Annotated in this window: 21 protein-coding genes and 1 riboswitch; of the genes, 17 read left to right on the top strand and 4 right to left on the bottom strand. The window is 69.8% G+C overall.

Annotated elements, in window-relative coordinates:
• Positions 1-11 precede the first annotated feature (11 nt).
• From IPV09_RS03765 to cobJ, 7 genes are all read left to right on the top strand, one after another.
• Positions 12-902, top strand: coding sequence for a mechanosensitive ion channel family protein (locus tag IPV09_RS03765; RefSeq protein WP_370590208.1), 891 nt, complete (start codon positions 12-14; stop codon positions 900-902).
• Positions 903-1,127: 225 nt separating this feature from the next.
• On the top strand, positions 1,128-1,679 hold the full coding sequence (locus tag IPV09_RS03760; protein ID WP_207473781.1) for a histidine phosphatase family protein: 552 nt from the start codon (positions 1,128-1,130) through the stop codon (positions 1,677-1,679).
• A 10-nt stretch (positions 1,680-1,689) separates the two neighbouring features.
• Positions 1,690-2,655 carry a cobalamin biosynthesis protein gene (locus IPV09_RS03755; protein ID WP_207473780.1) on the top strand — a complete coding sequence of 322 codons (966 nt, stop codon included), beginning with the start codon at positions 1,690-1,692 and terminating at the stop codon, positions 2,653-2,655.
• The gene (locus IPV09_RS03750; protein ID WP_207473779.1) at positions 2,652-4,106 is read left to right on the top strand and encodes a cobyric acid synthase; all 1,455 of its coding nucleotides are present in this window, start codon (positions 2,652-2,654) and stop codon (positions 4,104-4,106) included. The genes IPV09_RS03755 and IPV09_RS03750 overlap by 4 nt, the downstream gene beginning before the upstream one ends.
• A gap of 62 nt (positions 4,107-4,168) precedes the next feature.
• A riboswitch (cobalamin riboswitch) is annotated at positions 4,169-4,236 on the top strand.
• 45 nt (positions 4,237-4,281) lie between these two features.
• On the top strand, positions 4,282-5,058 hold the full coding sequence (gene cobI, locus IPV09_RS03745) for a precorrin-2 C(20)-methyltransferase (RefSeq protein WP_207473778.1): 777 nt from the start codon (positions 4,282-4,284) through the stop codon (positions 5,056-5,058).
• On the top strand, positions 5,055-5,927 hold the full coding sequence (gene cobM, locus IPV09_RS03740) for a precorrin-4 C(11)-methyltransferase (RefSeq protein WP_207473777.1): 873 nt from the start codon (positions 5,055-5,057) through the stop codon (positions 5,925-5,927). The genes cobI and cobM overlap by 4 nt, the downstream gene beginning before the upstream one ends.
• Positions 5,924-9,559: a precorrin-3B C(17)-methyltransferase gene (gene cobJ / locus IPV09_RS14565; RefSeq protein WP_207473776.1), complete on the top strand. Its 3,636-nt coding sequence runs from the start codon at positions 5,924-5,926 to the stop codon at positions 9,557-9,559. Before cobM ends, cobJ begins: the two co-directional genes overlap by 4 nt.
• 30 nt (positions 9,560-9,589) lie before the next feature.
• Here cobJ and IPV09_RS03730 read toward each other — a convergent pair whose 3' ends face one another.
• Together IPV09_RS03730 and IPV09_RS03725 are read right to left on the bottom strand one after the other, a co-directional pair.
• Positions 9,590-10,690 carry a cobalt-precorrin-5B (C(1))-methyltransferase gene (locus tag IPV09_RS03730; RefSeq protein ID WP_207473775.1) on the bottom strand — a complete coding sequence of 367 codons (1,101 nt, stop codon included), beginning with the start codon at positions 10,688-10,690 and terminating at the stop codon, positions 9,590-9,592.
• Positions 10,690-11,346, bottom strand: coding sequence for a precorrin-8X methylmutase (locus IPV09_RS03725; RefSeq protein ID WP_207473773.1), 657 nt, complete (start codon positions 11,344-11,346; stop codon positions 10,690-10,692). Before IPV09_RS03725 ends, IPV09_RS03730 begins: the two co-directional genes overlap by 1 nt.
• Positions 11,347-11,583: 237 nt before the next feature.
• Between IPV09_RS03725 and IPV09_RS03720 the strand changes: the two genes are divergently transcribed.
• The 8 genes from IPV09_RS03720 to cobA are packed head-to-tail and all read left to right on the top strand — an operon-like array spanning position 11,584 to position 18,508.
• Positions 11,584-12,270, top strand: a complete 687-nt coding sequence (locus IPV09_RS03720; RefSeq protein WP_207473772.1) for an energy-coupling factor ABC transporter permease — start codon at positions 11,584-11,586, stop codon at positions 12,268-12,270.
• Positions 12,257-12,628, top strand: a complete 372-nt coding sequence (locus tag IPV09_RS03715; protein ID WP_207473771.1) for an energy-coupling factor ABC transporter substrate-binding protein — start codon at positions 12,257-12,259, stop codon at positions 12,626-12,628. The genes IPV09_RS03720 and IPV09_RS03715 overlap by 14 nt, the downstream gene beginning before the upstream one ends.
• Positions 12,625-13,398 (top strand): cobalt ECF transporter T component CbiQ, encoded by a 774-nt coding sequence (cbiQ, locus tag IPV09_RS03710; protein ID WP_207473770.1) that lies wholly within the window; start codon positions 12,625-12,627, stop codon positions 13,396-13,398. The genes IPV09_RS03715 and cbiQ overlap by 4 nt, the downstream gene beginning before the upstream one ends.
• Complete coding sequence (locus tag IPV09_RS03705; RefSeq protein WP_207473769.1) at positions 13,395-14,201, top strand: energy-coupling factor ABC transporter ATP-binding protein; 807 nt, start codon at positions 13,395-13,397, stop codon at positions 14,199-14,201. Before cbiQ ends, IPV09_RS03705 begins: the two co-directional genes overlap by 4 nt.
• The gene (gene cbiT / locus IPV09_RS03700) at positions 14,198-14,791 is read left to right on the top strand and encodes a precorrin-6Y C5,15-methyltransferase (decarboxylating) subunit CbiT (RefSeq protein ID WP_207473768.1); all 594 of its coding nucleotides are present in this window, start codon (positions 14,198-14,200) and stop codon (positions 14,789-14,791) included. Before IPV09_RS03705 ends, cbiT begins: the two co-directional genes overlap by 4 nt.
• Positions 14,788-15,402: a cob(I)yrinic acid a,c-diamide adenosyltransferase gene (gene cobO, locus IPV09_RS03695; protein WP_207473767.1), complete on the top strand. Its 615-nt coding sequence runs from the start codon at positions 14,788-14,790 to the stop codon at positions 15,400-15,402. Before cbiT ends, cobO begins: the two co-directional genes overlap by 4 nt.
• Positions 15,396-17,759 carry a cobyrinate a,c-diamide synthase gene (locus IPV09_RS03690; protein WP_242681203.1) on the top strand — a complete coding sequence of 788 codons (2,364 nt, stop codon included), beginning with the start codon at positions 15,396-15,398 and terminating at the stop codon, positions 17,757-17,759. Before cobO ends, IPV09_RS03690 begins: the two co-directional genes overlap by 7 nt.
• Entirely contained in the window at positions 17,756-18,508 is a 753-nt protein-coding gene (cobA, locus tag IPV09_RS03685) for a uroporphyrinogen-III C-methyltransferase (RefSeq protein ID WP_207473763.1), read from the top strand. The genes IPV09_RS03690 and cobA overlap by 4 nt, the downstream gene beginning before the upstream one ends.
• Here the strand turns inward: cobA and IPV09_RS03680 are convergent.
• A complete protein-coding gene (locus IPV09_RS03680) occupies positions 18,469-19,245 on the bottom strand; it encodes a cobalt-precorrin-6A reductase (protein WP_242681202.1) in 777 nt (258 codons plus the stop codon). The two genes, cobA and IPV09_RS03680, sit on opposite strands and share 40 nt — an antisense overlap.
• Before the next feature lie 31 nt (positions 19,246-19,276).
• Here IPV09_RS03680 and cobT point away from each other — a divergent pair, with 31 nt between their 5' ends.
• Entirely contained in the window at positions 19,277-20,341 is a 1,065-nt protein-coding gene (cobT, locus tag IPV09_RS03675; RefSeq protein WP_207473759.1) for a nicotinate-nucleotide--dimethylbenzimidazole phosphoribosyltransferase, read from the top strand.
• 103 nt (positions 20,342-20,444) lie between these two features.
• Here cobT and IPV09_RS03670 read toward each other — a convergent pair whose 3' ends face one another.
• Entirely contained in the window at positions 20,445-20,777 is a 333-nt protein-coding gene (locus IPV09_RS03670; protein WP_207473757.1) for a TfoX/Sxy family protein, read from the bottom strand.
• Positions 20,778-20,923: 146 nt separating this feature from the next.
• Between IPV09_RS03670 and IPV09_RS03665 the strand changes: the two genes are divergently transcribed.
• Entirely contained in the window at positions 20,924-22,117 is a 1,194-nt protein-coding gene (locus IPV09_RS03665; RefSeq protein ID WP_207473756.1) for a mannosyltransferase family protein, read from the top strand.
• Positions 22,118-22,145 lie beyond the last annotated feature (28 nt).

Below are 22,145 nucleotides of genomic sequence, written 5' to 3'. Positions count from 1 at the left end.
GGGACGGCACAATGGAACCCATGCTCAGCTCCTGGACGTGGCCCGACACCCTCATTGAGATCGGCATCATCGTGGCGACGATGGTCGTTGCCTGGCAGCTGGCGGTGGTGTCGTCGCGGCGGGTGGTGCGCGCGGCACTGTCCAAGCGCGAGCAGAACCGCAGCCTGCCGGGTCTGTCCGGCACCCGGACGCGGCGGCTGCTGGGCCTCGACCACCCCCGGCAGGTGCAGCGCACCAAGACCCTGGGGTCCATGCTCAGCTCGATCGCCGGCTTCCTGATCATCACGATTGGCTCGTTGATGATCCTCTCGACGCTGGGCCTGCCGATGGGTCCGTTGCTCACCTCCGCCGGGATCGGCGGCGTGGCCATTGGTTTCGGTGCCCAGACCCTGATCAAGGACTTCCTGTCCGGGCTGTTCCTGATCGCCGAGGACCAGTACGGCGTCGGCGACATCGTTGACCTGGGCGAGGTCAGCGGCACCGTCGAGGAGGTCGGGCTGCGGGTCACCAAGGTCCGCGACCCCAACGGCCAGGTCTGGTACGTCCGCAATGGCGAGATCATTCGCGTCGGCAACGTCAGCCAGGGCTGGTCGAATGCCCTGGTCGACATCCCGGTCGACTACAAGGCGAACCCCGACCAGGTCACCGCCCTGATCACCGGGGTGCTGACCACCCTGGCCGAGGAGCCGCAGTGGAAGGACACCCTGCTCGAGGCACCGCAGGTTCTCGGCGTGGAGTCCATCACCGGCACGGCCATGACACTGCGGGTGACGGCCAAGTGCGTGGCCAACCAGCAGTGGGGGCTGCAGCGCGAGATCCGGGAGCGCAGCAAGGTGGCCCTGGACGCCGCCGGCATCGGCGGCCCGACCCTGGCGTGGGGCGGGTCGCCCAGCCTGACCTGAGGTTCACGGGGTCCCGGCAGGGCCCGGTGCCCGAGCCTCCATGGTGCACCAGGGCGACATCGGCAGCTGATTGCGGTGATGCCATAATCGGGTAACTGTCCGCGCCGAGCACCAGGACCCTTCTGTGATCATCGCCAGTCCTCCTCCGGAGACGGTGTGCACCACACCGTTACCACGCCCCCTGCGGAGCCTGCTGACCGCCGACTCACAGCTGCCGACCCTGAGATGATCCTTCACCTGGTCCGGCACGGGCAGTCCACCTGGAACGCCGAGGGGCGCCTGCAGGGGCAGACGATGGACGTGCCACTCACGGAACTCGGACTGGCTCAAGCCCGTGACGCTGCGGTCAGGTTGGCCGGCACCACCCTGACCGCGATACTGACCAGCGACCAGCTGCGCGCCCGGCAGACCGCCGAGCTCCTGGCCGAACCCCACGGGCTGATCCCCCAGGCCACCCCGCTCCTGCGCGAGCAGGCCCTCGGCGAACTTGAGGGGCGGTTGACCTCGGAATTGATGCCACAGCCTGTCCCCGCGGGCCTCGACATGGCGGAGGTCGCCTGGGGCGGCGGGGAATCCTTGGCCGACGTCTACCAGCGGCTGCAGCGCCTGCTGGCGGAACTCCGTACCCGCTTCGATCGACATGGGCGGGTGATGCTGGTCTCCCACGGTGACACGCTGCGGGTGCTGCTTGCCCTGCTGGAGGGACGAACGCACCGGGAGATCGCCTGGTCCCCCATCACCAACTGCGCCGTCATCACCCGCGAGTACCACTGCTAGCGTCTGACCCATGCCGAGCCCACCCCACCCGCCCCCTTGGCGCACGCGCGCCGTGGGGATGGCGATCGGGCTGGGCGCCGACGCCCTGTGGGGTGACCCGCGACGTCATCATCCCGTCGCCTGGTTCGGAACCGCCGCCTCCTGGGCGGAAGCCCAGATGTGGGCCGATTCGCGCGCGCGCGGACTGTGGTTCACCGCCGTGACCACCCTCCCCATGGCCACTGCGGGGGTCCTGCTCGAGCGCTGCACCCGCCGCCATCCGTGGCTGCACGTGCTGGCCACGGCGCTCACCACCTGGACGGTGGTCGGGGCGCGCAGTCTGGCCCGCGAGGGAACCCTGATGGCCGAACACCTCGAGGCTGGCGACCTGCTCGCGGCCCGGGCGCGCCTGGGCAACCTGTGCGGACGTGACCCGGCAGGGCTGGACGAACCTGAACTCGCCCGCGCGGCCGTTGAGTCGATGGCCGAGAACACCGCCGACTCTGCCGTCGCCTCCATCCTGTGGGGGGCGGTGCTGGGCATCCCCGGCATGATGACCCACCGGTGCGTGAACACCCTGGACGCCATGGTCGGGCGCCGCAACGAGCGGTATGGCCGCTTCGGCACGGCCAGCGCACGCCTCGACGACGTCATGGACCTGGTCCCCGCGCGGGTCACGGGGCTGACCGCGTGCCTGTTCGCCGGCACTGTCGGCGGGGACCGGTCGCACGCCTGGTCAATGATGCGCCGCGACGCGCATCGTCATCCATCCCCGAACGGTGGGTGGTGCGAATCCGCGTGGGCGGGTGCTCTCGGCGTTCAACTGGGCGGTCGCAACGTCTACTCCAGCCGGGTCGAGGAGCGCCCCCTGCTCGGCGAGGGCCCCCGACCCCACGCACCTGAACTGCGGCGCGCAGCCCAACTGGTCGGCGTCGTCACCGGGGCCGTCGGTACAGCCGCCGTCCTCACACTGCTGACCGGAGGAGCACGACGATGACAGGTTTCCTGGTGGCCGGCACCAGTTCGGACGCGGGCAAGTCGCTGGTGGTCACCGGGTTGTGCCGACTGGCGCGGCGTCGGGGTATCGACGTCGTGCCGTACAAGGCCCAGAACATGAGCAACAACTCGATGGTCTGCCCGGACGGATCCGAGATCGGGCGCGCCCAGTACCTGCAGTCCATCGGTGCCGGAGTCGAGGCCTCGGCCCTGATGAACCCCGTCCTGCTCAAACCGGGCAGCGACCGCTCCGCCTTCGTGGTGGTCCGCGGACAACCCGCAGGCACGCTGGAAGCCGGCGAGTACGCCACCGACCGCCGGCAACTCGCCGAGGCGGCCTGGTCCGCGCATCGGGAACTCGCCGACGCCCACGAATTGGTCATCTGCGAGGGTGCCGGTTCCCCTGCTGAGATCAACCTGCGCTCCGGCGACTACACCAACATGGGGCTGGCCAGGAGATTTGACCTGCCGGTGGTGCTTGTCGGGGACATCGACCGCGGGGGGGTCCTGGCCTCCATCTTCGGGACGTGGGCTCTGCTCGACGCGGAGGACCGCCGCCTGATGGCGGGCTACCTGATCAACAAGTTCCGAGGGGACCAGTCCGTGCTGGACCCCGGCCTGACCGAGATCAGCCGGCGTACCGGTCTGGCCAACCTCGGAGTGCTGCCCTGGATCCGCGGCGCCTGGCTCGATGGCGAGGACTCCCTCGACCTCGGCCGCTGGCGCGACGAGTCCGTGAATCGACGCATTCCCGGGCAGCCCACTCCCCTCCGGGTCGCGGCCCTCGCCTTCCCCCGGATCTCCAACGCCACCGACCTGGACGCGCTGGCCCAGGAACCCGGGGTGGACGTCATCCTCACCAGCGACCCCGCCGAGGTCCTCGCAGCCGACCTCGCAGTGCTGCCGGGATCGCGCTCCACCACCAGCGACCTGGCCTGGCTGCGCAGCCGCGGCCTGGACGACGCCATCACCATGCGCGCCGAACGCGGGCTGCCCGTGCTGGGAATCTGCGGTGGATTCCAGATGCTCGCCCGACACATCGAAGACGGCGTCGAGTCCCAGGGCCACCATGCCGCACTCGGCCTACTGCCCGCCGACGTCACCTTTCACCCTGACAAGGTGCTGCGCCGCGCCAGCGGGCAGTGGCGGGGTCACCCCGTGGACGGCTACGAGATTCATCATGGTCGGTGCGCCGTCGACGCCGATGCTGAGGAATTCCTGGGCGGCGTCCACGTCGGCAGCGTCTGGGGCACCATGTGGCACGGCTCATTGGAGAGCGACAACTTCCGTCGGGCGTGGCTGACCTCGATCGCAGCACTCGCCGGCCGGGACTGGACCCCTGACCCGACGGCACGCGGCTTCGCCGAGCGACGCGAGCACATGATCAACGGGATCGCCGATGCGATCGAGCAGGCCGTCGACGTCGACGCCCTGTTGGCGCTCGCCCGCTGAAGTGCTACCCCCCTCGAGCCCCCCACAGGCCGTCTGCAAGGATGACCGGTGCATGGCCCCGCGAGGAACCCGGTGCAAGTCCGGGACGGTGCCGCCACTGTAACCGTGCCTGCACGGGAGTCAGACACTCGACCCATGCACTCCGACCCTCGGGCGCGCCACCCAGGAGGCAGACATGGCCCTTGCACCACCACCCGTCACACCCACGCCGGCAGCCGGGCTTCGGCTGATCGGCATCGGGGTCGGACCCGGTGACCCCGAATTGATGACGCTGAAGGCGCTCAACGAACTGCGCCGTGCAGACCTCGTCCTGGTCCCCGCGACCGAGGAATCGGCAGGTGGCCCAGGCCGCGCCGAGACCATCGTCCTGGACACCTGCCCCGAGGCACGGGTCCAACGTGTCCCGTTCTCGATGGCAGACCGCTCCGGGGTCAGCGACCGCCGCCGACAGGCCTGGTGGGACTCGGCCGAGGCCGCGGTCGCCGCCTTCGCTTCAGGCGCCCGCACTGTCGCCCTGGCGACCATCGGCGACCCCAGCGTCTACTCCACGTTCTCCTACCTCGCCGCACACGTGCGCGAACGACTGCCCTCGGTGCGGGTCGACCTCGTGCCCGGTATCACCGCCATGCAGGCCCTGGCCGCACGGAGCGGCACCCCGCTGGTGGAGGGCACCGAGACCCTCGCCCTGGTACCCGCCACGGCCGGACTCGACACCCTCGCCACCATCACCGACCTCATCGACACCGTCGTGGTCTACAAGAGCGGCCGTCGCCTCCCCGAGGTCGTCGCACTGCTCCGATCGCGTGGGCGCGACGCCGTCCTCGGCGTCCAACTGGGTCTGGAAGATGAGCACATCCTGCAACTGGGCGACGTGGTCGACGGCCAGCAGGCCCCCTACCTGAGCACAGTCCTGGCCCCCGCCAGCCGCACCAGCACCGGGGGCAGACTGTGACCACCAGCGACTCGTCCACACCCCGTGCGGGCAAGGTCACCTTCGTGGGTGCCGGGCCTGGCGCCGCCGACCTGATCACGCTGCGTGGCGCCCGCGCCATCGCCGAGGCCGACATCGTCATCTGGGCATCCAGCCTGGTCCATCCCGACATCGTGGCCACGGCCAAGCCGAGTGCGACCCTCGTCGACTCCGCTTCCGAAGCGCTCGAGGAGACCGTCGTGCACTACCGGCGCGCTGCCGCCGACCGGCTGCAGGTGGCCCGCGTGCACACCGGCGACCCCTCCATCTACGGTGCCATCGCCGAGCAGATGACCATGTGTCGCGATCTTGGGCTCGAGATCGAGACCATCCCCGGGGTCAGTGCCTTCTCCGCCGCCGCCGCCCGCATGAACGCCGAAATCACCCTCCCCGAGATTTCACAGTCGCTCATCCTCACCCGACTCGAGGGCGGCCGGACCCCAATGCCCCCGAAGGAGACGGTGCGCTCGTTCGCCGCCCACGGCGCCACCATGGCGCTCTACCTGTCGGCGGCCCGTCACAAGCAATTGCAGGACGAATTGCTGTCCGGCGGCTACCCGCCGCACACCCCGTGCATCGTCGGCTTCCGGGTCAGCTGGCCCGACGAACTGATGTTGCGCTGCCCGCTGTCGGCGCTGTCGGCGACGATGCGCGAGCACAAACTGTGGAAGCACAGCGTCGTCCTGGTGGGCCCGGCACTGGCTGAGACGAACCCGGGCACCCGCAGCCACCTGTACCACCCCGGTTTCCGACACGAGTACCGCAAGGCCGACCCCACGGCGCAGCGCCACCTGCGCGACCACGGCGCGGGCCCCGTCAGCGCCGCACCCACCCAGAAGGACTCCCAGTGATCCACGTACACGGCTACCTCGGCGAGCTCAGCCAGACCACCCGGGAACTGGCCCGCAGCTGCGCGCTGGTGGTGGGCGGGCGCCGTCATCTCGAGGCGCTCGACGTCGAGCCAGAGCGCCAAGTGGTGCTCGGTGCCCTGGCCCCGGCCCTCGAGCGAATCCGGCAGGTCGCCGACCAGGACGTTTTGGTCATTGCGAGCGGAGACCCCGGTTTCCACGGGATCCTGCGCCGCATCCGTCAGGACGGACACCGGGTGAGCGTCCGGCCGGCCGTGAACTCCGTCAGCGCAGCGTTCGCCGCCGTCGCGTTGCCGTGGGACGACGCCGTGGTCGTCTCAGCCCACGGCAAGCCGTTGCACAAGGCCGTCGCCGCCGCCCGCACCCACCCCAAGGTGGCCGTGCTGACCGAGCCGGACGCCGGCATCGTCCAGCTTGCCCAGGCCCTCGAGGGCGTCGAGCGGACCTTCGTGCTGGCCGAACGACTCGGTGAGTCCGACGAGTGCGTTCGGATCCTCACTGGCGAGCAAGCGTGTTCGCTGACCGACGTCGCCGAGCCAAATGTGGTGCTGATCCTCGACGGTCACCCCGACGATCCGGGTCTGGTCGCCGGCACACCAGCCAGGCAGCCGGGTCATCACCAGATCATCGGCCAATTGGTCAACTCCCCCGCCGCACGTCGCCACGCCGACCAAATCGACCGAGCACTGGGGGTGACCAGCCGCCGCTACGACGGCCCCGCCGCGACGTTGGTCGCTCGTGCATGGGCCGAATGTGACCTCATCGTCAGTCACCTGGCGTTGGGTGCGACCACCCGGCTGGTCGCACCCCTGCTGGCGGACAAGAAGTCCGACCCGGGCGTCGTCGTGGTGGACGAGGCGGGCCGGTTCGCCGTGCCACTGGTCGGCGGCCATGGCGGCGGCGCCAATGCCCTGGCCCACCGGGTCGGCGACGCTTTGGGCGCCACAGCGGTGATCACCACCGCCACCGATGCCCTGAACCTGCCGGCGCTCGACACCCTGGGGTGGGCGCACGCTGGGGATGTCGCCCGGGTCACTCGCATCCTCATCGACGGCGGCCCCGTCCGGGTCGACAAGGATTGTCCGTGGCCGCTGCCCCCGCTGCCCATGAATGTCACCCCGGACGTCGAGGAGCCATCGGCGCGCATCCTGGTCACCGATCGCGCCGCAGTGCCCGCGTCCGACCTGCCCACGGTGGTGCTGCACCCGCGCAGCCTGGTCGTGGGCATGGGCTGCAACCGCGGAACTCCCGTCGAGGCGCTGCGCTCGCTGCTGCACCAGACCCTGGCCGAACACGACCTGGCCCTCGAATCGATCAGCGCGATCACCACCGTCGACCTCAAGGCCGGGGAACTGGGACTGCTGCAGTTGGTCCACGAACTCGGGGTGCCGCTGGTTGACTTTCCCGCCGATGAACTCGCCGAGCAGGCCGTGCCCACCCCGAGCGCGCTGGTCCAGGGCCATGTCGGCACGCCCTCGGTCAGCGAGGCGTCGGTGCTGGCCCGGGGGGCGGAACTGATCGTTCCCAAGCAACGCACCAAGGACGCCACCTGCGCCATCGGACGTCTGCCGGCCCGCGGCCGCCTCAGCGTCGTGGGCCTCGGTCCCGGCGCGCGCGACCTGCTGACACCCCGCGCCGTGGATCGACTGCGCCAGGCCACCTTCATCGTCGGTTACGGTCCGTACGTGAAGCAGATCCGCGACCTCGCCCGACCCGGGACGCGCATCATGGCCTCGAAGATGGGCACCGAGGAGGCCCGCACGGCCGCCGCCATCGACGCGGCCCGCCGCGGCGAGAACGTGGCCCTGGTCTGCGGGGGTGACCCGGCGGTCTACGCGATGGCCTCCCCCGTTCTCGAGCAGGGCACCGAGGGAATCGACGTGGACATCGTCCCCGGCGTCACCGCCAGCCTCGCGGTCTCAGCCATCCTCGGCGCCCCGCTGGGCCACGACCACGTCACGATCTCGTTGTCGGACCTGCACACCAGTTGGGAGACCATCGAGCAACGCCTGCAGGCCGCCGCCGATGGAGACCTGGTGACGGTGCTGTACAACCCCCGCAGCCGCACCCGAACCCGGCACCTGCCGCGGGCGCTGGAGATCATCGGCGCCAAACGGAACCCGGGCACCCCGGTGGCCGTGGTGCAGAACGCCTGTCGCCAGCGACAGAAGGCGACGATGAGCACCATGGCCGAGTTCCAACCGGAGTGGGTGGACATGAACTCGTTGGTGGTCATCGGCTCGACCACCACCCGGTATGTCACCTCGGGCGGCGGCGAGCAGCGCATCGTCACCCCGCGCGACTACCAGTGGATGCCCGGCACCGGTCAGCCCGACAGTCACCAGCCCGACAGTCACCAGCCCGACAGTCACCAGCCCGACAGTCACCAGCCCGACAGTCACCAGCCCGACGCCGCCGGTGAGCAGGTGGCTCGCGACCTGGCCGTGCGGGTGCAGCGCATGCTGCCCGACACCGACGTCAGCGTCGGGTTCGTCGAATTGTCTGAGCCGTCGGTGACCGAGGCGTTACGGACCACCATGGCCCGCCTCGACGGACCCACCGACACCGGGGCGGCCCACGGCCGGGCCCAGGTGGTGGTGGTGCCGTTGATGCTGGGTACCGGAAACCATGTGCTCGTCGACATACCCGGTTTCATCGATGAGGCGCGCGCGGAGTTCCCGCACGTCAACGTCGACTACGCCCGGCATCTTGGCCCCGACCCCGCCCTGCAGCAGGCCGTCAACAAGCGCCTGGACGAAGCGCTGGGCGATTGGAGTCGCGAGGACACCACCTTGGTCTTCTGTGGCCGGGGTGCCGCGGTCGCCGAGGCCAACGCCGACCACGTGCGGTTGGCGCGAGTGCACTACGAGGTGGGTGGCTGGGCAGAGGTCGTGCCGTGCTTCATCCAGGTCACCGGCCCGCGGCTGCCCGAGGCACTCGACCAGGCCTACGCCAGGGGCGCCCGGCAGTTGTTGGTCATGGGCCACTGGATGTTCCCCGGCCGGCTGCGGACCTGGACCCGCGAACAGACCGCGGCGTGGGCCCTCGCCCATCCCGACGCCGAGGTGCGGATCGCCGACGTGATCGGTGACTGCGATGAGCTCGCCGGAGTGGTGGCTGCCCGCTACCTCGAGATGCGGCCCACACGTCGCGGCGACGGATCGCCCGTCTATGTGAGCGGCCTGTTGCTGGAGGCCCGTCCCGTCCTGGTCGTTGGTGGCGGCGCGGTCGCCGAGCGGCGGGTGCCGAGGTTGCTCGACGCGGGAGCCAAGGTACGACTGGTGGCACCCCAGGTGACGCCTGCGCTCGCCGACCTGGCCTTGACCGGCGCCATCGACTGGGAGCGGCGTGAGTTCGTTGACGCAGACCTGGACGGCACCTGGTACGTGATGGCCGCCACCGACAACCCCGCGGTCAACCGCCGCGTGGCCGAGGGCGCCGAGGTGCGCCACACGTTCTGTGTCCGGGCCGACGACGCCTGGGGCGGCTCGGCGTGGACACCGGCCACCTCCCGCGTCGGCGGTGCCACCGTCGCCGTCATCAGCAACCGCGACCCGCGAGGATCCATGGCCCTGCGAGACCGCATCCACCATCTTCTCGAGGAGCAGGCCTGAGCCGTTCCGTGGTTGGTGCCAGTGGTGGGCTCAGCCGAACGCCTGGCCGATGACGTTGCCGGAGCGGTCGAGGCAGAGGATGTCGACTACCACGGGGGCACCCTTGAGCACGGCCATCGCCTCCCGGTGGGCTGCACCAGCCACGAGGTCGCCCAGGGGTAGGCCGGCGGCGTCCGCAAGCTGCCAGGCCCCCATGGCTGTGGTGGATGTGGTGATCGCTGCGATCACGTGGTCGTCGGCTCCGTGCTGGGCGGCCAAGCGGGCCAACTGGCTGGTGTCGATGCGGGTGCGGTGGGAGTGCAGGTCCAGGTGGCCGTTGGCCAGTTTGCTGAGCTTGGCGAATCCACCCACGATCGACAGCCGTGCCACGGGGTGTCGTCCTACGTACTTGAGCACCGCACCGACGAAGTCACCCATGTCGAGCAGAGCCAGTTCGGGCAGGTCGAACAGTTCCCCGGCCACCCGTTCCGAGGTCGAGCCGGTACAGCCCGCGAGGTGGTCCAGACCGGCCGCACGGGCGACGTCGACGCCGCGCCGGATGCTGTCGATCCAGGCGCTGCACGAGTAGGGGACGACCACCCCGGTGGTGCCGAGGATCGAGATTCCACCGCGGATCCCGATGCGAGGGTTCCACGTGTGGCTGGCGAGTTCCTCCCCGTCGTCAACGCTGATCTCCACCACGACATCCGCTGGTACCTCCAGCCGGGCCGAGATCGCGGCCAGGTTGTTGCAGATCATGGCCCGCGGGCCCGGGTTGATCGCCGGCTCACCCACCTCGAGCGGAAGCCCGGGCAGCGTCACCCGGCCGACGCCGTGGCCGCCGACGAAGGTCACGCCGGTACCAGTCTCCCCACGCCGCACCCGCGCCCGGACCAGGGCCCCGTGGGTCACGTCCGGGTCATCTCCGGAGTCCTTGGTGACCCCGGCCATTGCCTCGTCGGCTGATCGGGATTCGACGGTCAGGGCGAACGCGGGACGGCGTCCCTGGGGCAGGTCCACCTCGACCGGGTCAGGGAAGCTGCCGGTGAGAAGTGCTTCCCACGCCGCGGTGGCGGCGGCGGTGGCGCAGGCACCGGTCGTCCAGCCCGGACGCAGCCCAGAACTGGCCAACTGTCCCCGCCGGCCCCCCATCAGCCCTCCTGACGGGAGGTGTTCATCCGCTCGTCGATGCTGGCGATCGCGTTCACCGCGGCCACCGTCATCGCACTGCCACCACGTCGGCCGAGAACCACGAGGTGCTCCAGGTCGAGGTCGCTGTCCACCAACGCCTGCTTCGACTCCGCTGCCCCCACGAACCCGACCGGGATGCCGACCACCGCGGCAGGGCGCGCACCCGTCTGACGGATCACTTCGAGCAGCCGGAACAATGCGGTGGGAGCGTTGCCGATGGCGACCACCGCGCCCTCCAGCCGGGGCACCCACAGGTCGACGGCAGCCATTGTCTTGGTGATGCTCCGTTCGGCGGCCACTGCCGCAAGCGTGGGGTCCTTGATGTGACAGACCACCTCATTGTTGGCCGGCAGGCGCGAGGTGATGATCCCCGTGGCCACCATCGACGAGTCGCACAGAATCGGCGCCCCGGCACGCAGGGCGACGTTCGCGGCACGCACCACACCCTCGCTGAATGCCACCTCATCGGCGACCCCCGGATCCCCCGCGGCATGCACCATTCGGACCACCACGCGCTCGACATCCTCGGGGAACCTGGCCAGGTCCGCCTCATGTCGGATGATGCGAAACGACTCCTCGTAGATGGAGGGCCCAGTCCTCAAGTAGTGATCATTCATCGCACCACCGTAAGCGACGGCTGACCGGCGCCAGGCGGCACCCCCCATTCCCGCACCCTGCCTCATCGTGGACAAAACGCAATGCAAGACTGTGGCAACAAGTCAATTTGGAGGGCCACCAGGAACCCGGGGTTCACATCCGGGACGGTCGCGCCACTGTGGTCGCTCATGACGAGCGAAAGTCAGAAACTGGACCCTCTTCAGCCCGGGACGCGTCATCCCGAGAAGGGTCCCAGCATGCATATTGCTGAGGGGTTCCTGCCCCCTGTCCAGTGCGCCATCTGGTTCGCGGTTTCTGCCCCATTCGTCATCCATGGTTCACGTGAGGTCGTCGCGCGCTCCAAGGGATCCCCTGAGAACAAGCTGCTGTTGGCAGCTGCCGGAGCATTCACCCTGCTGCTGTCGGCCATCAAACTTCCGTCCGTGACGGGGTCGTCGTCGCACCCCACCGGCACCGGCGCCGGGACGATCCTCTTCAAGCCACCGGTGATGGCTTTCCTGGGCACCGTCGTGCTGCTCTTCCAGGCCCTGCTGCTGGCCCATGGCGGACTGACCACGCTGGGTGCCAACGTCTTCTCGATGGCCATCGCGGGCCCGTGGGTGGGATACCTGGCCTACGCGCTGCTGAAGTCGGTCCGGGCGCCGTGGTGGCTCGGGGTCTTCTGCGCGATGGCCGTCGCCAACCTGGTCACCTATGCCGTCACCTCGCTGCAACTGGCCATCGCCCACCCCGATGCCCAGGGCGGCGTCAGCGCCGCTGCGGCGAAGTTCCTCGGGGTCTTCGCGTTCACCCAGGTGCCGCTCGCCATCGCCGAGGGCATCGTGGGAATACTGGTGTTCGGATTCCTGCGCCGGGTTGCCCCCACCGAGTTGGTGCGCCTCGGCGTGCTGCGTAGCCGGGAGCCCGTCCATGTCGAGGCGTGAGTGGGTGATCGGTGGGCTACTGGTGGCACTGCTGGTCGCGGTCTTCTCCATCAGTCTCGTCCTGGCACCGGAACCCCCAGACGGTCACGAGGCCTTCGGCGGTACTGACGCCGCGGTGACCAGGATGCTCGAAGAACAAGGCGTCGAGCCCTGGTTCGAGTCACTGCTGGTGCCCGGCAGCGGCGAGGTCGAGTCCGGCCTGTTCGCGATGCAGGCTGCCATGGGCGCGGGCCTGCTCGGTTTCGTCCTCGGCACCTTTTCTGCCCGACGTCGAGCGCACACCCAGGACCAGATCGTGTCCGGTCTGCCCCACTCAGCAGTGGGCGAGTCCGATGTCGCAAACCCTGAGCGCCAATGAGCACCCACCACGCCGCCATCGATGACGCCGCCTGGCACAGCCCGTGGCGACGTCATCGGGTCAGCGAAAAGGTTCTGCTGAGCCTCGGACTGGTCTTCACGGCTCTGCTCACCCCGGCCTGGCCCGGCAGCCTGCTGGTGGGTGTCGTGGCAGTGTTCCTGATGCTGGGCCCTGCACAGATCCGCCCCCGCCTGCTGGCCTGGGTGGCGGCGGCGCCAGTCGGCTTCCTGCTGATCGGCACCATCCCCATCGCCGTGCAGTGGGGTGCCGCCCCCGCAGGTTGGAGCGTCGGCATCGGTCACTTGCACCTCACCACCGCCGGCCTGCGGGTCGCCGGTGAGTTGTGGGGCCACGGGCTGTCGGGCACCCTCGCGATCCTGCTGCTCGCCACCACCACGCCGATGGTTGACGTGCTCACCTGGACGCGGCGCCTGCACATCCCCGACGCCCTTCTCGACATCGCCTCCTTGATCTATCGCCTGGTCTTCCTGCTGTTGTCCACCACGCTCGCCATCCGCGAGGCGCAACGCGCCCGCCTGGGCGAGACGGCCAGCCTTCGTCGCCGCTGGGCCACTGTCGCCGCCACCCTCGGCAGCATCCTGATCGGGACCTGGCAGCGCGCCACCCGCATGCAGGCGGGTCTCGAGGGTCGTGGCTACGAGGAGTCGCTGCACACCCTGGCCATCCATCGTCCGCGCAACTGGGTCTTCGTCAGTGTGAGTGTTGGGGGTCTGGCCGTGATCTGGGCAGTCTGCGGGGCGCTGGCATGAACCTGTTGGCCGCAGACCACCTGAGCGCCTCGTTCCCCGACCGACCGCCAGTCCTCGACGACGCCTCCCTGATCATCACTCGGGGCCGTCGACTGGCGCTGCTCGGCGCGAACGGTTCCGGCAAGACCACGCTGCTGCGCTGCCTGTCGGGCGCCCTACGCCCGGACACGGGTCGGGTCCTCCTCGACGGCGTTCCGCTGGGCCAGGACCGGGCGTCGTTGCGCCAGCACCGGCGCATGGTCCAACTCGTCCTGCAGGACCCCGATGACCAGCTCTTCTCAGCCGACGTGACCCAGGACATCTCCTTCGGCCCCTTGAACCTGGGTCTGGACCAGGCCGAAGCCCGAGCGCGCGTCCAGGAGACCCTCGGCCTGCTCGGCATCACCCACCTGGCCGATCGTCCCACCCATCACCTCAGCTACGGCGAGCGCAAGCGCGTCGCCATCGCCGGCGCGGTCGCCATGCATCCCCGCGTGCTGCTGCTCGACGAGCCCACCGCCGGGCTCGACCCCATCGGCGTCCACGACCTCCTCCAGACGCTGGCCGGCCTGAGCAGCACCGTCGTCCTGGCCACCCATGACGTGGACCTGGTCTTCGCCTGGGCCGACGAGGTGGCCATCGTGGCCGACCACCAGGTTCACCAGGGCACCACTGCCCTGCTCACCGACACAGGGCTGCTGGCCGCCGCCCGGCTACGACGCCCCTGGCAGGTGGACGTGCTTGAAGCCTGCGGCATCAGACCCCACCACCCGCTCCCCCGCACCGCCACCGATGTGGCAGCCATCCTGAAAGTCCACCAATGATCACCGACCGCGATTGCAGCGTCCTGGGGCGCAGCCCCGGCCTGCCCGACGACGTGTACGAGCATGACGGCCTGATCACCAAGCGACATGTGCGAGCAACGGCACTGGCCCACCTGCGTCCGCGTCCGGGCGAACTGTTGTGGGACATCGGCACCGGCGCCGCGTCGATCGCCATCGAGTGGTGTCGCGCCGCAGACGGCGCCACCGCCATCGGCATTGAACGCCACCTCGACCGGGCAGCGCGGGCCCGTTCCAATGCCGCCCGGCTCACCCAGGACGCCGTCCGCGTCATCGACGGGGCTGCGGCCGAGTCGCTGACTGACCTGCCGACCCCCGATGCCGTCTTCATCGGTGGCGGACTGGCGATGGAGGTGTTGGAGCAGGCGATGACCGCGCTGCGCCCCGGCGGGCGGATGGTCGTCCACGGCATCACCATCGAGTCAGAACTGCTGTGCGTCTCCGCTCACCGCCGCTGGGGCGGACAACTCAGCAGGATGCACGTCGAACTGGCCCAACCGCTCGCGTCCCTGACCGGTTGGACCCCTGCCCGCACCGTCATCCAGTGGGTCGGCACCAAGGGGGAATCATGACGCACGGCAGACCAATGGTCGTCCCGGACGACGGCCTGACCACCCGGGAACGCCGGCTGCGACCCATCGTGGCGGTTCACACCGGGGACGGCAAGGGCAAGACCACCGCCGCCTGTGGCATGGCCCTGCGGGCCTGGGCCCAGGGCTGGTCAATCGGCGTCTACCAGTTCGTGAAGTCCGGCTCGTGGCAGACCGGTGAGCAGGACGCCTTCGCCGGGTTGGCCCGCCTCACCCCGCCCGGCAGCGACGAGCCGGGCGGCCTGGTGTGGGAACGGATGGGCACCGGCTGGTCCTGGGCACGGTCCACCGACACCGACGAGGCATCCGAGGTGGCCCGCGCCGGCTGGGAGCACGTACGCGCCGGTATCGCCGAGGAACGCCACCGCTTCTGGCTGCTGGACGAGTTCACCTACCCGATGGCGTGGGGATGGGTGGACGTCGACGACGTCATCACCACACTCCAGGGCCGGCCCGGCACGCAGCACGTCGTCATCACCGGACGCCGCTGCCCACAAGAGGTGCTCGACCTCGCAGACCTCGTCACCGAGATGCGCAAGCAGAAACACCCCTTCGACCAGGGCCAGAAAGGACAGGTCGGGATCGAATGGTGAAGCTGCCCCGACTCGTCATCGCCGCGCCCGCCTCCGGGCACGGAAAGACCACCCTCGCCACCGGACTGATGGCTGCCCTGTCCGCCCGCGGGCAGGTCGTGGCGCCGTTCAAGGTGGGCCCCGACTACATCGACCCGGGGTACCACACGCTCGCCTGCGGTCGTCCCGGCCGCAACCTCGATCCCGTGCTGTGCGGGGCCGACCTGGTCGGCCCGCTGCTTGCCCACGGGGCCGCCGGAGCCGACATCGCCGTCATCGAAGGTGTGATGGGTCTGTTCGACGGACGTCTGGGGACACGCGGGGAGGCTTCCACCGCCCATGTGGCCACCCTCATCAACGCCCCCGTGCTGCTGGTCGTCGACATCCGCCACACCTCCCGAAGCGTGGGTGCGCTGGTGAAAGGCATGGCCACCTTCGATCCGGACACCCGGATCGGCGGGGTGGTCCTGAACCAGGTGGGCAGCCCTCGCCACGAGCAAGAGGCCAGGGACGCCGTCGCCGAACTCGACATTCTCGTCCTGGGTGCGCTGCCACGTGACCTCGGCATCACCGCACCCTCGCGTCACCTCGGACTGGTGCCCGCAGCGGAGCGCGACGACGCCGGTATCGCCGCCATGGGGGCGGCCATCGCGGCCCATGTCGACCTGGACGCCGTCCTGGCTCTCGCCACCACCGCGCCTGCACTGGACGCCTCCCCTTGGGACCCCACGCGGGTGGTGACTCCGCCCAGTGACGCCCGGCCGCGGGTGGCGGTCGCCGGGGGGCGCGCCTTCACCTTCCGTTACCCCGAGACCGACGAACTCCTCCGCGCGGCGGGATGTGAGCCGGTGGTCTTCGACCCGACCACCGACACGGACCTGCCCGAGGTTGACGGTCTGTGGCTGGGCGGCGGCTTCCCGGAGGTGCACGCCGCCGACCTGTCGGGCAATGCCTCGCTGCGCTCGCACATCCGCGAACTCGTTGATGCAGGCCTGCCGACGGTGGCCGAATGCGCCGGTCTGCTCTACCTCTGTGACTCGATCGACGGCGTCGACATGGTCGGTGCGCTCCAGGCGGACGCGGTCATGTCCCCGAGCCTGGCGATGGGCTACCGGCGAGCCACCACTTCTCGGCCGACCCTGCTCGGCCGACCTGACGAGACCATCACCGGCCACGAATTCCACCGCACCCGGGTCACCTTCCCCGAGGAAGGCGCCGCGTGGTCGCTGGACGGGCGCCCCGATGGCATCGCCACCAGCACCGTCCACGCGTCCTACCTGCACATTCATTGGGCCGGGCACCCGCACCTCGCCCAACGCTTCGCCGAGGCGGTGCATGCCCACGCTGCCGCTCGCCCGCCCCTCGGCGAACCCGACCTGTGGCACCACGGCGACCGCGACGTGGCCCCGGGGCTGGTGGACTTCGCCGTCAACGTGCGCCGGTCCGCCACGCCCGCGTGGCTGGTTGAGGAGCTGACCCAGGACGTCGACTGGGCCAGCTATCCCGACCCGTCCGCCGCCCGTCAGGCCATCGCCAACCATCACCGGGTGCCCGTTGAGATGGTGCTGCCCGTGGCCGGTGCCGCGGAGGCGTTCACCTTGATCGCCCGCGCGGTGTCCGGGACGAGCCTGGTCATCCATCCCCAGTTCACCGAACCAGAGGCGGCTCTGCGGACGGCGGGACGCCACCCCGATCGGCACGTCCTGCGCGCAGCTGACGACTTCACCCTGCGTCCGGTCGACGTGCCCCCAGCCGATCTGGTCATCATCGGGAATCCCACCAACCCGACCGGAGTACTGCACCACCGCGATGACCTGCTGGCTCTGGATGCCGGTGTGCTGGTGGTCGACGAGGCCTTCCTCGACGCCGTCCCCGGTGAACCCGGCACCCTGATCGGACCGCTCATGCCCCACCAACTGGTGCTGCGTTCGCTGACGAAGACGTGGGCGCTGGCGGGCTTGCGGGCCGGCTACGTGGTCGGCGAACCCGCACTGGTGCGCGCCCTGGCCGAGCAGCAGCCCCCGTGGTCGGTGTCGACGCCGGCGGCGATGGCAATGGTGGCGTGCCTGCGACCGGGCGCCGTCCGAGAGGCGACTGCCCTGGCCGAGGCCACAGTCCTCCTCCGCGCCGACCTGGTGGCCCGGTTGGAGTCGATCGGGCTGGCACCCGTGCCGGGCCGTGCCCCCTTCGTGCTGGTTGACACCCATCCGCTCTCCACGACATCCCTGCGGCAAGCCCTGGCAGATCGCGGATTCGCCGTGCGCCGTGGCGAAACCTTCCCCGGCCTCGGTCCCACATGGCTGCGCCTGGCCGTCCGAACCCCCGACCAGCACCAGGCGCTGGTCGCTGCCCTCATCACCCTCAAGGAAGAATCATGAAGCCTATAGCCGCTGGCGAAGTCATCCTCGTCGGGGGCGGCCCGGGCGACCCTGACCTGATCACGGTCGCCGGACTGCGAGCCCTTCAGCAGGCCGACGTCATCGTCCACGACCGCCTCGGACCCATCTCGTTGCTGGACGACCTGCCCGAACACGTCGAACTGATCAACGTCGGGAAGATCCCGCGTGGCGCCTTCACCCCACAAGAACGCATCAATCGCATCCTCATCGACCAGGCCGAGGCCGGCCGGAAGGTCGTCCGGTTGAAGGGCGGTGACCCGTACGTCTTCGGACGCGGCGGTGAGGAGTGGATCGCCTGCGCCGAGGCGGGTGTCCCGGTGCGGGTGATCCCGGGTGTCACCTCGTCGGTGTCGGTGCCGGCCCTGGCCGGGGTACCCGTCACCCACCGCTCACTGGTGCAGGGGTTCACCGTCGTCTCGGGCCACGTGCCGCCCGGGGATGAGCGCAGCAGTGTCGACTGGCCCTCGTTGGCCACCTCCAATACGACGCTCGTGCTGTTGATGGCGGTGAAATACCTGCCGGAGATCACGGCATGCCTGATCGACTCCGGGCTGGCGCCGGACACTCCGGCCGCCATCCTCGTCGAAGGCTCACTTCCCGACCAGGAGGCCCACTTCAGCACCTTGGGCGACGTGGCGACGATGGCCCGCGACAAGGGCATCCGACCCCCCGCCATCGTGGTCGTTGGTCAGGTGGCAGGCGGGCACCTGACCATGCCCGCTTCATGAGCGAGTCCCTTCACCGCCACCAACGCCTCGTCCACGGACATGACAGTGGTGCCTTCCGGCTGGGACGAGGGGCGTCGCAGCATCACGACGTGCGCCCCACACCGGCGCGCGGCGTCCAGTTTGGCCTCGGTGGCCACCCCGCCGGCGTCCTTGGTCACCAGCACGTCGATGCGGTGTTCGCGCATCAGCGCCACCTCGTCGGACAGGATGAACGGCCCCCGGGCCTCGACGAGACGCCAGGCGTCAGGCAGGGTGCCCTGCGGGGCTTCCGCGACGCGAGCGAGGACGAAGCTGCCACCCAGTTCGTCGACGTAGTCCAACGTGTGCTGGCGACCCACCGTGAGCAGGACCCGCTGGCCCAGACTGCGAGCGCGTGCCGCCGCAGCGGCATGTCCGTCGACCCAGCTCCACCCGGCAGCGTTGGGGTGGTCGGCCCAACTCGGCCGCTCCAGGCGCACCAACGCGGCGTCAGCGGCGACGCAGGCCTGGGCCGCGTTGGCCGTGATCGCCTCGGCGAACGGGTGGGTGGCATCGGCGACGACGCGACAGTCATGCTCACGCAAGAAGGTCGCCAGACCCTCGGCGCCGCCAAATCCGCCGCATCGCACCTCCACGCCCTCGGGCAGGCGTGGGTTCGCGGTGCGCCCGCCGAGTGAGAGCAGCACGGCATACCCGTCAGCCGCCAGGCCAGCGGCCAGCCGCCGGCCCTCCACCGTCCCCCCCAACACCAAGATCATGACGCCATCCAACCATCGAAAGGCCACACCCATGTTCGTGTCTCTGCTCCAGCAGACCCTCGATGCCATCACTCCCGTCGACGCCGCCGCCATGACAGCAGCCACGCAGCGACAGGACCAGTTGACCAAAGTGCCCGGTTCCCTGGGCGTCCTCGAACGGGTCGGCATCAAGCTGGCCGGCATCGCCGGCACCTGTCCGCCGCCGGTGCCCGAACCGGCCGTCGTCGGGGTGTTCGCCGGCGACCATGGCGTCTGCGCGCAAGGAGTCAGCCCTTGGCCCCAGGACATCACCGTCGGCATGCTGATGAACATGGCGGCTGGCGGTGCTGCCATCAACGTGTTGTCCCGCCACGCCGGTGCCACCACGCTGCTCACCGACGTCGGCGTCGCGGGCGATTACCCTGACCAGCCCCTCATCCGCCGGATGAACGTTCGCAAGGGCACCGCTGACCTCTCGGTCGAGCCCGCCATGACCCGCGAGGAGGCTGTCGCCGCCCTCGAGGTCGGCATCGCGACCGCGCAGCAGGCACTCGACGCCGGCGCCGCCTGCCTGATGACCGGCGAGATGGGCATTGGCAACACCACTCCCTCCAGTGCCCTCATCGCGGTCTTCTCCCGCGCCGAGGTCGCCGCCGTCACCGGTCGGGGTGCTGGAGCGAACGACGACATGCTGGCCCACAAGACCGAGATCATCGAACGCGCCCTACAACTGCACCAGCCCGACGCCTCCGACCCCCTGGGGGTCCTGGCCGCCGTCGGCGGCCTCGAGCATGCCGCCCTGGCGGGCTTCATCCTGGCTGGTGCTGCTCGCAAGGTACCGGTCATCCTGGACGGCGTCATCGCCTGCTCGGCCGCTTGTGTGGCCGTGGGCCTCAACGAGGATGTGCGCGGCTACCTGATCTCCGGCCACGCCGGCGTCGAGCCCGGTATCCGCACCGCTGTCCAGCATCTGGGGCTCGAGTCACTGGTCGACCTTGGGCTGCGTCTGGGTGAAGGAACCGGTGCCGCACTCGCCCTGCCGATGGTGCAGGCGTCGGCGAAAATACTTGTCGAGATGGCCACCTTCGAAGAGGCAGGCATCGGCGACGACAACTGAGACCGCTGGCCTCGGTGGGGCGATGGGAAGCCCCACCGTCCGCGCTCGATGCAGCAAACGCCGGTGACACAAGCCCACGAGACTTGGCCGCCGTCCCGATGGCTCACGCCTTGGCGTTGAAGGCGCGGGCTTCGGCGATCCAGAAGTTCAGGAACTCATCGCCGGCGATCGCCTCGGCGTCGATCCGCAACCACGCCGGACCCATCGTCCGTCCACCCATCTCGGCCAGTCGAGCCTCGCCACGCTCACGCAGCAACTGCTCGCTGCGGGCCGGGTCGATGCGAACCAGCAGCGTCGCGTCAGCGCCGACCGAGACCATCAGCCGCTCGTTCACCATGAAGGCCAGGCCGCCGAACATGGGCACCTCCTGCAGCGGGCTCTCGGTGACCAGGGCGGCACGGACCCGTCCCGCCAGGTCGCTGTCGGTGATCGTCATGTCCTCATCTGATCATTCAGTTCGCCCCGACGACGGGATGGGGCCGAATCCGTCCAGCATCCTTGGCTCGGCCCGGCGGTCATGGGCGGTCCGGGTGGGTCGTCTAGATTGGCAGCACCCCGCCCCTGCGACCACCAGGACTGCTGATGCCCGTGCCCGCCCGACCCCGCGTGGGCCTGCGACAGGTGTGGTGGGTGCTAGCGCTGTTCTTCCTGCAGAAACTGCTCTTCCTGGCTCTGCTGGTCGCCACCACCGAGCGGGGTTATCTGGCCGACATGTTCCAGTGGGACGGTCCGCGCTACCTGGAGATCGCCGTTGAGGGCTACCACTACCCCGCCTATGACGCGGCCGGCCACGAGATCAACTCCAACCTGGCGTTCTTCCCGCTCTACCCGCTGGCCGGACGCCTGCTCGCGCTGGCGCCGGGTCTCGACGTGGCCCATGCCCTGCTGGCCGTCTCCCTGCTCGGCAGCCTGGCTGCGGCCTGGGGACTGTTCGCCCTGGGCGTCCGGTTGGCCAACCGCGCCGTCGGTGTCGCCCTGGCCCTGGGCTGGGGACTGCTGCCGCGCAGCTTCCTGCAGGTGATGCCCTATTCCGAGGGACTGTTCACGGCGTTGACGGCCTGGTCGTGCTACGCCCTGGTGCAGCGCCGCTACTGGCTGGCCGGGCTGTTGTGTGCGCTGGCCGGGTTCACCCGCCCCACCGGTGCCGCCACCCTGGCCGCCGTCGGTGGTTACCTGCTGGTGTTGCTGGCGCTCAGCCTGCTGCCGGCCACCCGCCACCGGGTGGGCACCGCACGGGTCACCATCATCGGGGCCGGACTGCTGTCCACGTCCGGGTTGGCCCTGGCCTTCGCCCACGTGGCCTGGCGCACCGGCAGCCTCGCCGGGTACGGCGACATCCAGGAGCGCTGGAACCTGCGGATGGGGCCCGTGACGACGACCTGGCGGCTGTGGCGCGCAGCCCTGACCACCGAGCAGCCGACCGGGTATGAGACCACCACGGCGGTGGCCTGGACGCTGCCGGTCTGGACGATGCTGCTGGTGGCGCTGCTGCTGATCGCCTGGCGACGCCCGGGGTGGTGGCCGGTGGCCGTGCATGCCGCGGTGACCTGGCTGATGATGGCCGCCACCCAGACCTACTTCCATTCCCGGGAGCGCTACCTGCTGCCGGCCTTCGGGCTGGTCCTGCCGGTGGCGCTGGCGGTGTCGTGGGCCTGGGCCCGGGGGCGAGGACGGTGGCTGCTGCGGCCACTGCTCATCAGCTGCTGCGCCGTGGCGAGCGTGGCCAGTGCCTGGTGGGGCGTCGAGCTGGTCACCACGTCGAAGATTTCGCCGTGACCAAGATTTCGCCGTGATAATGCAACGA

Origin of the sequence: Tessaracoccus sp. SD287 (genome assembly GCF_017355265.1) — a bacterium.
Taxonomy (GTDB): Bacteria; Actinomycetota; Actinomycetes; order Propionibacteriales; family Propionibacteriaceae; genus Aestuariimicrobium.
The sequence above is the reverse complement of the archived record's forward strand: the minus strand, read 5'-3'. Positions and strand labels throughout refer to the sequence as shown.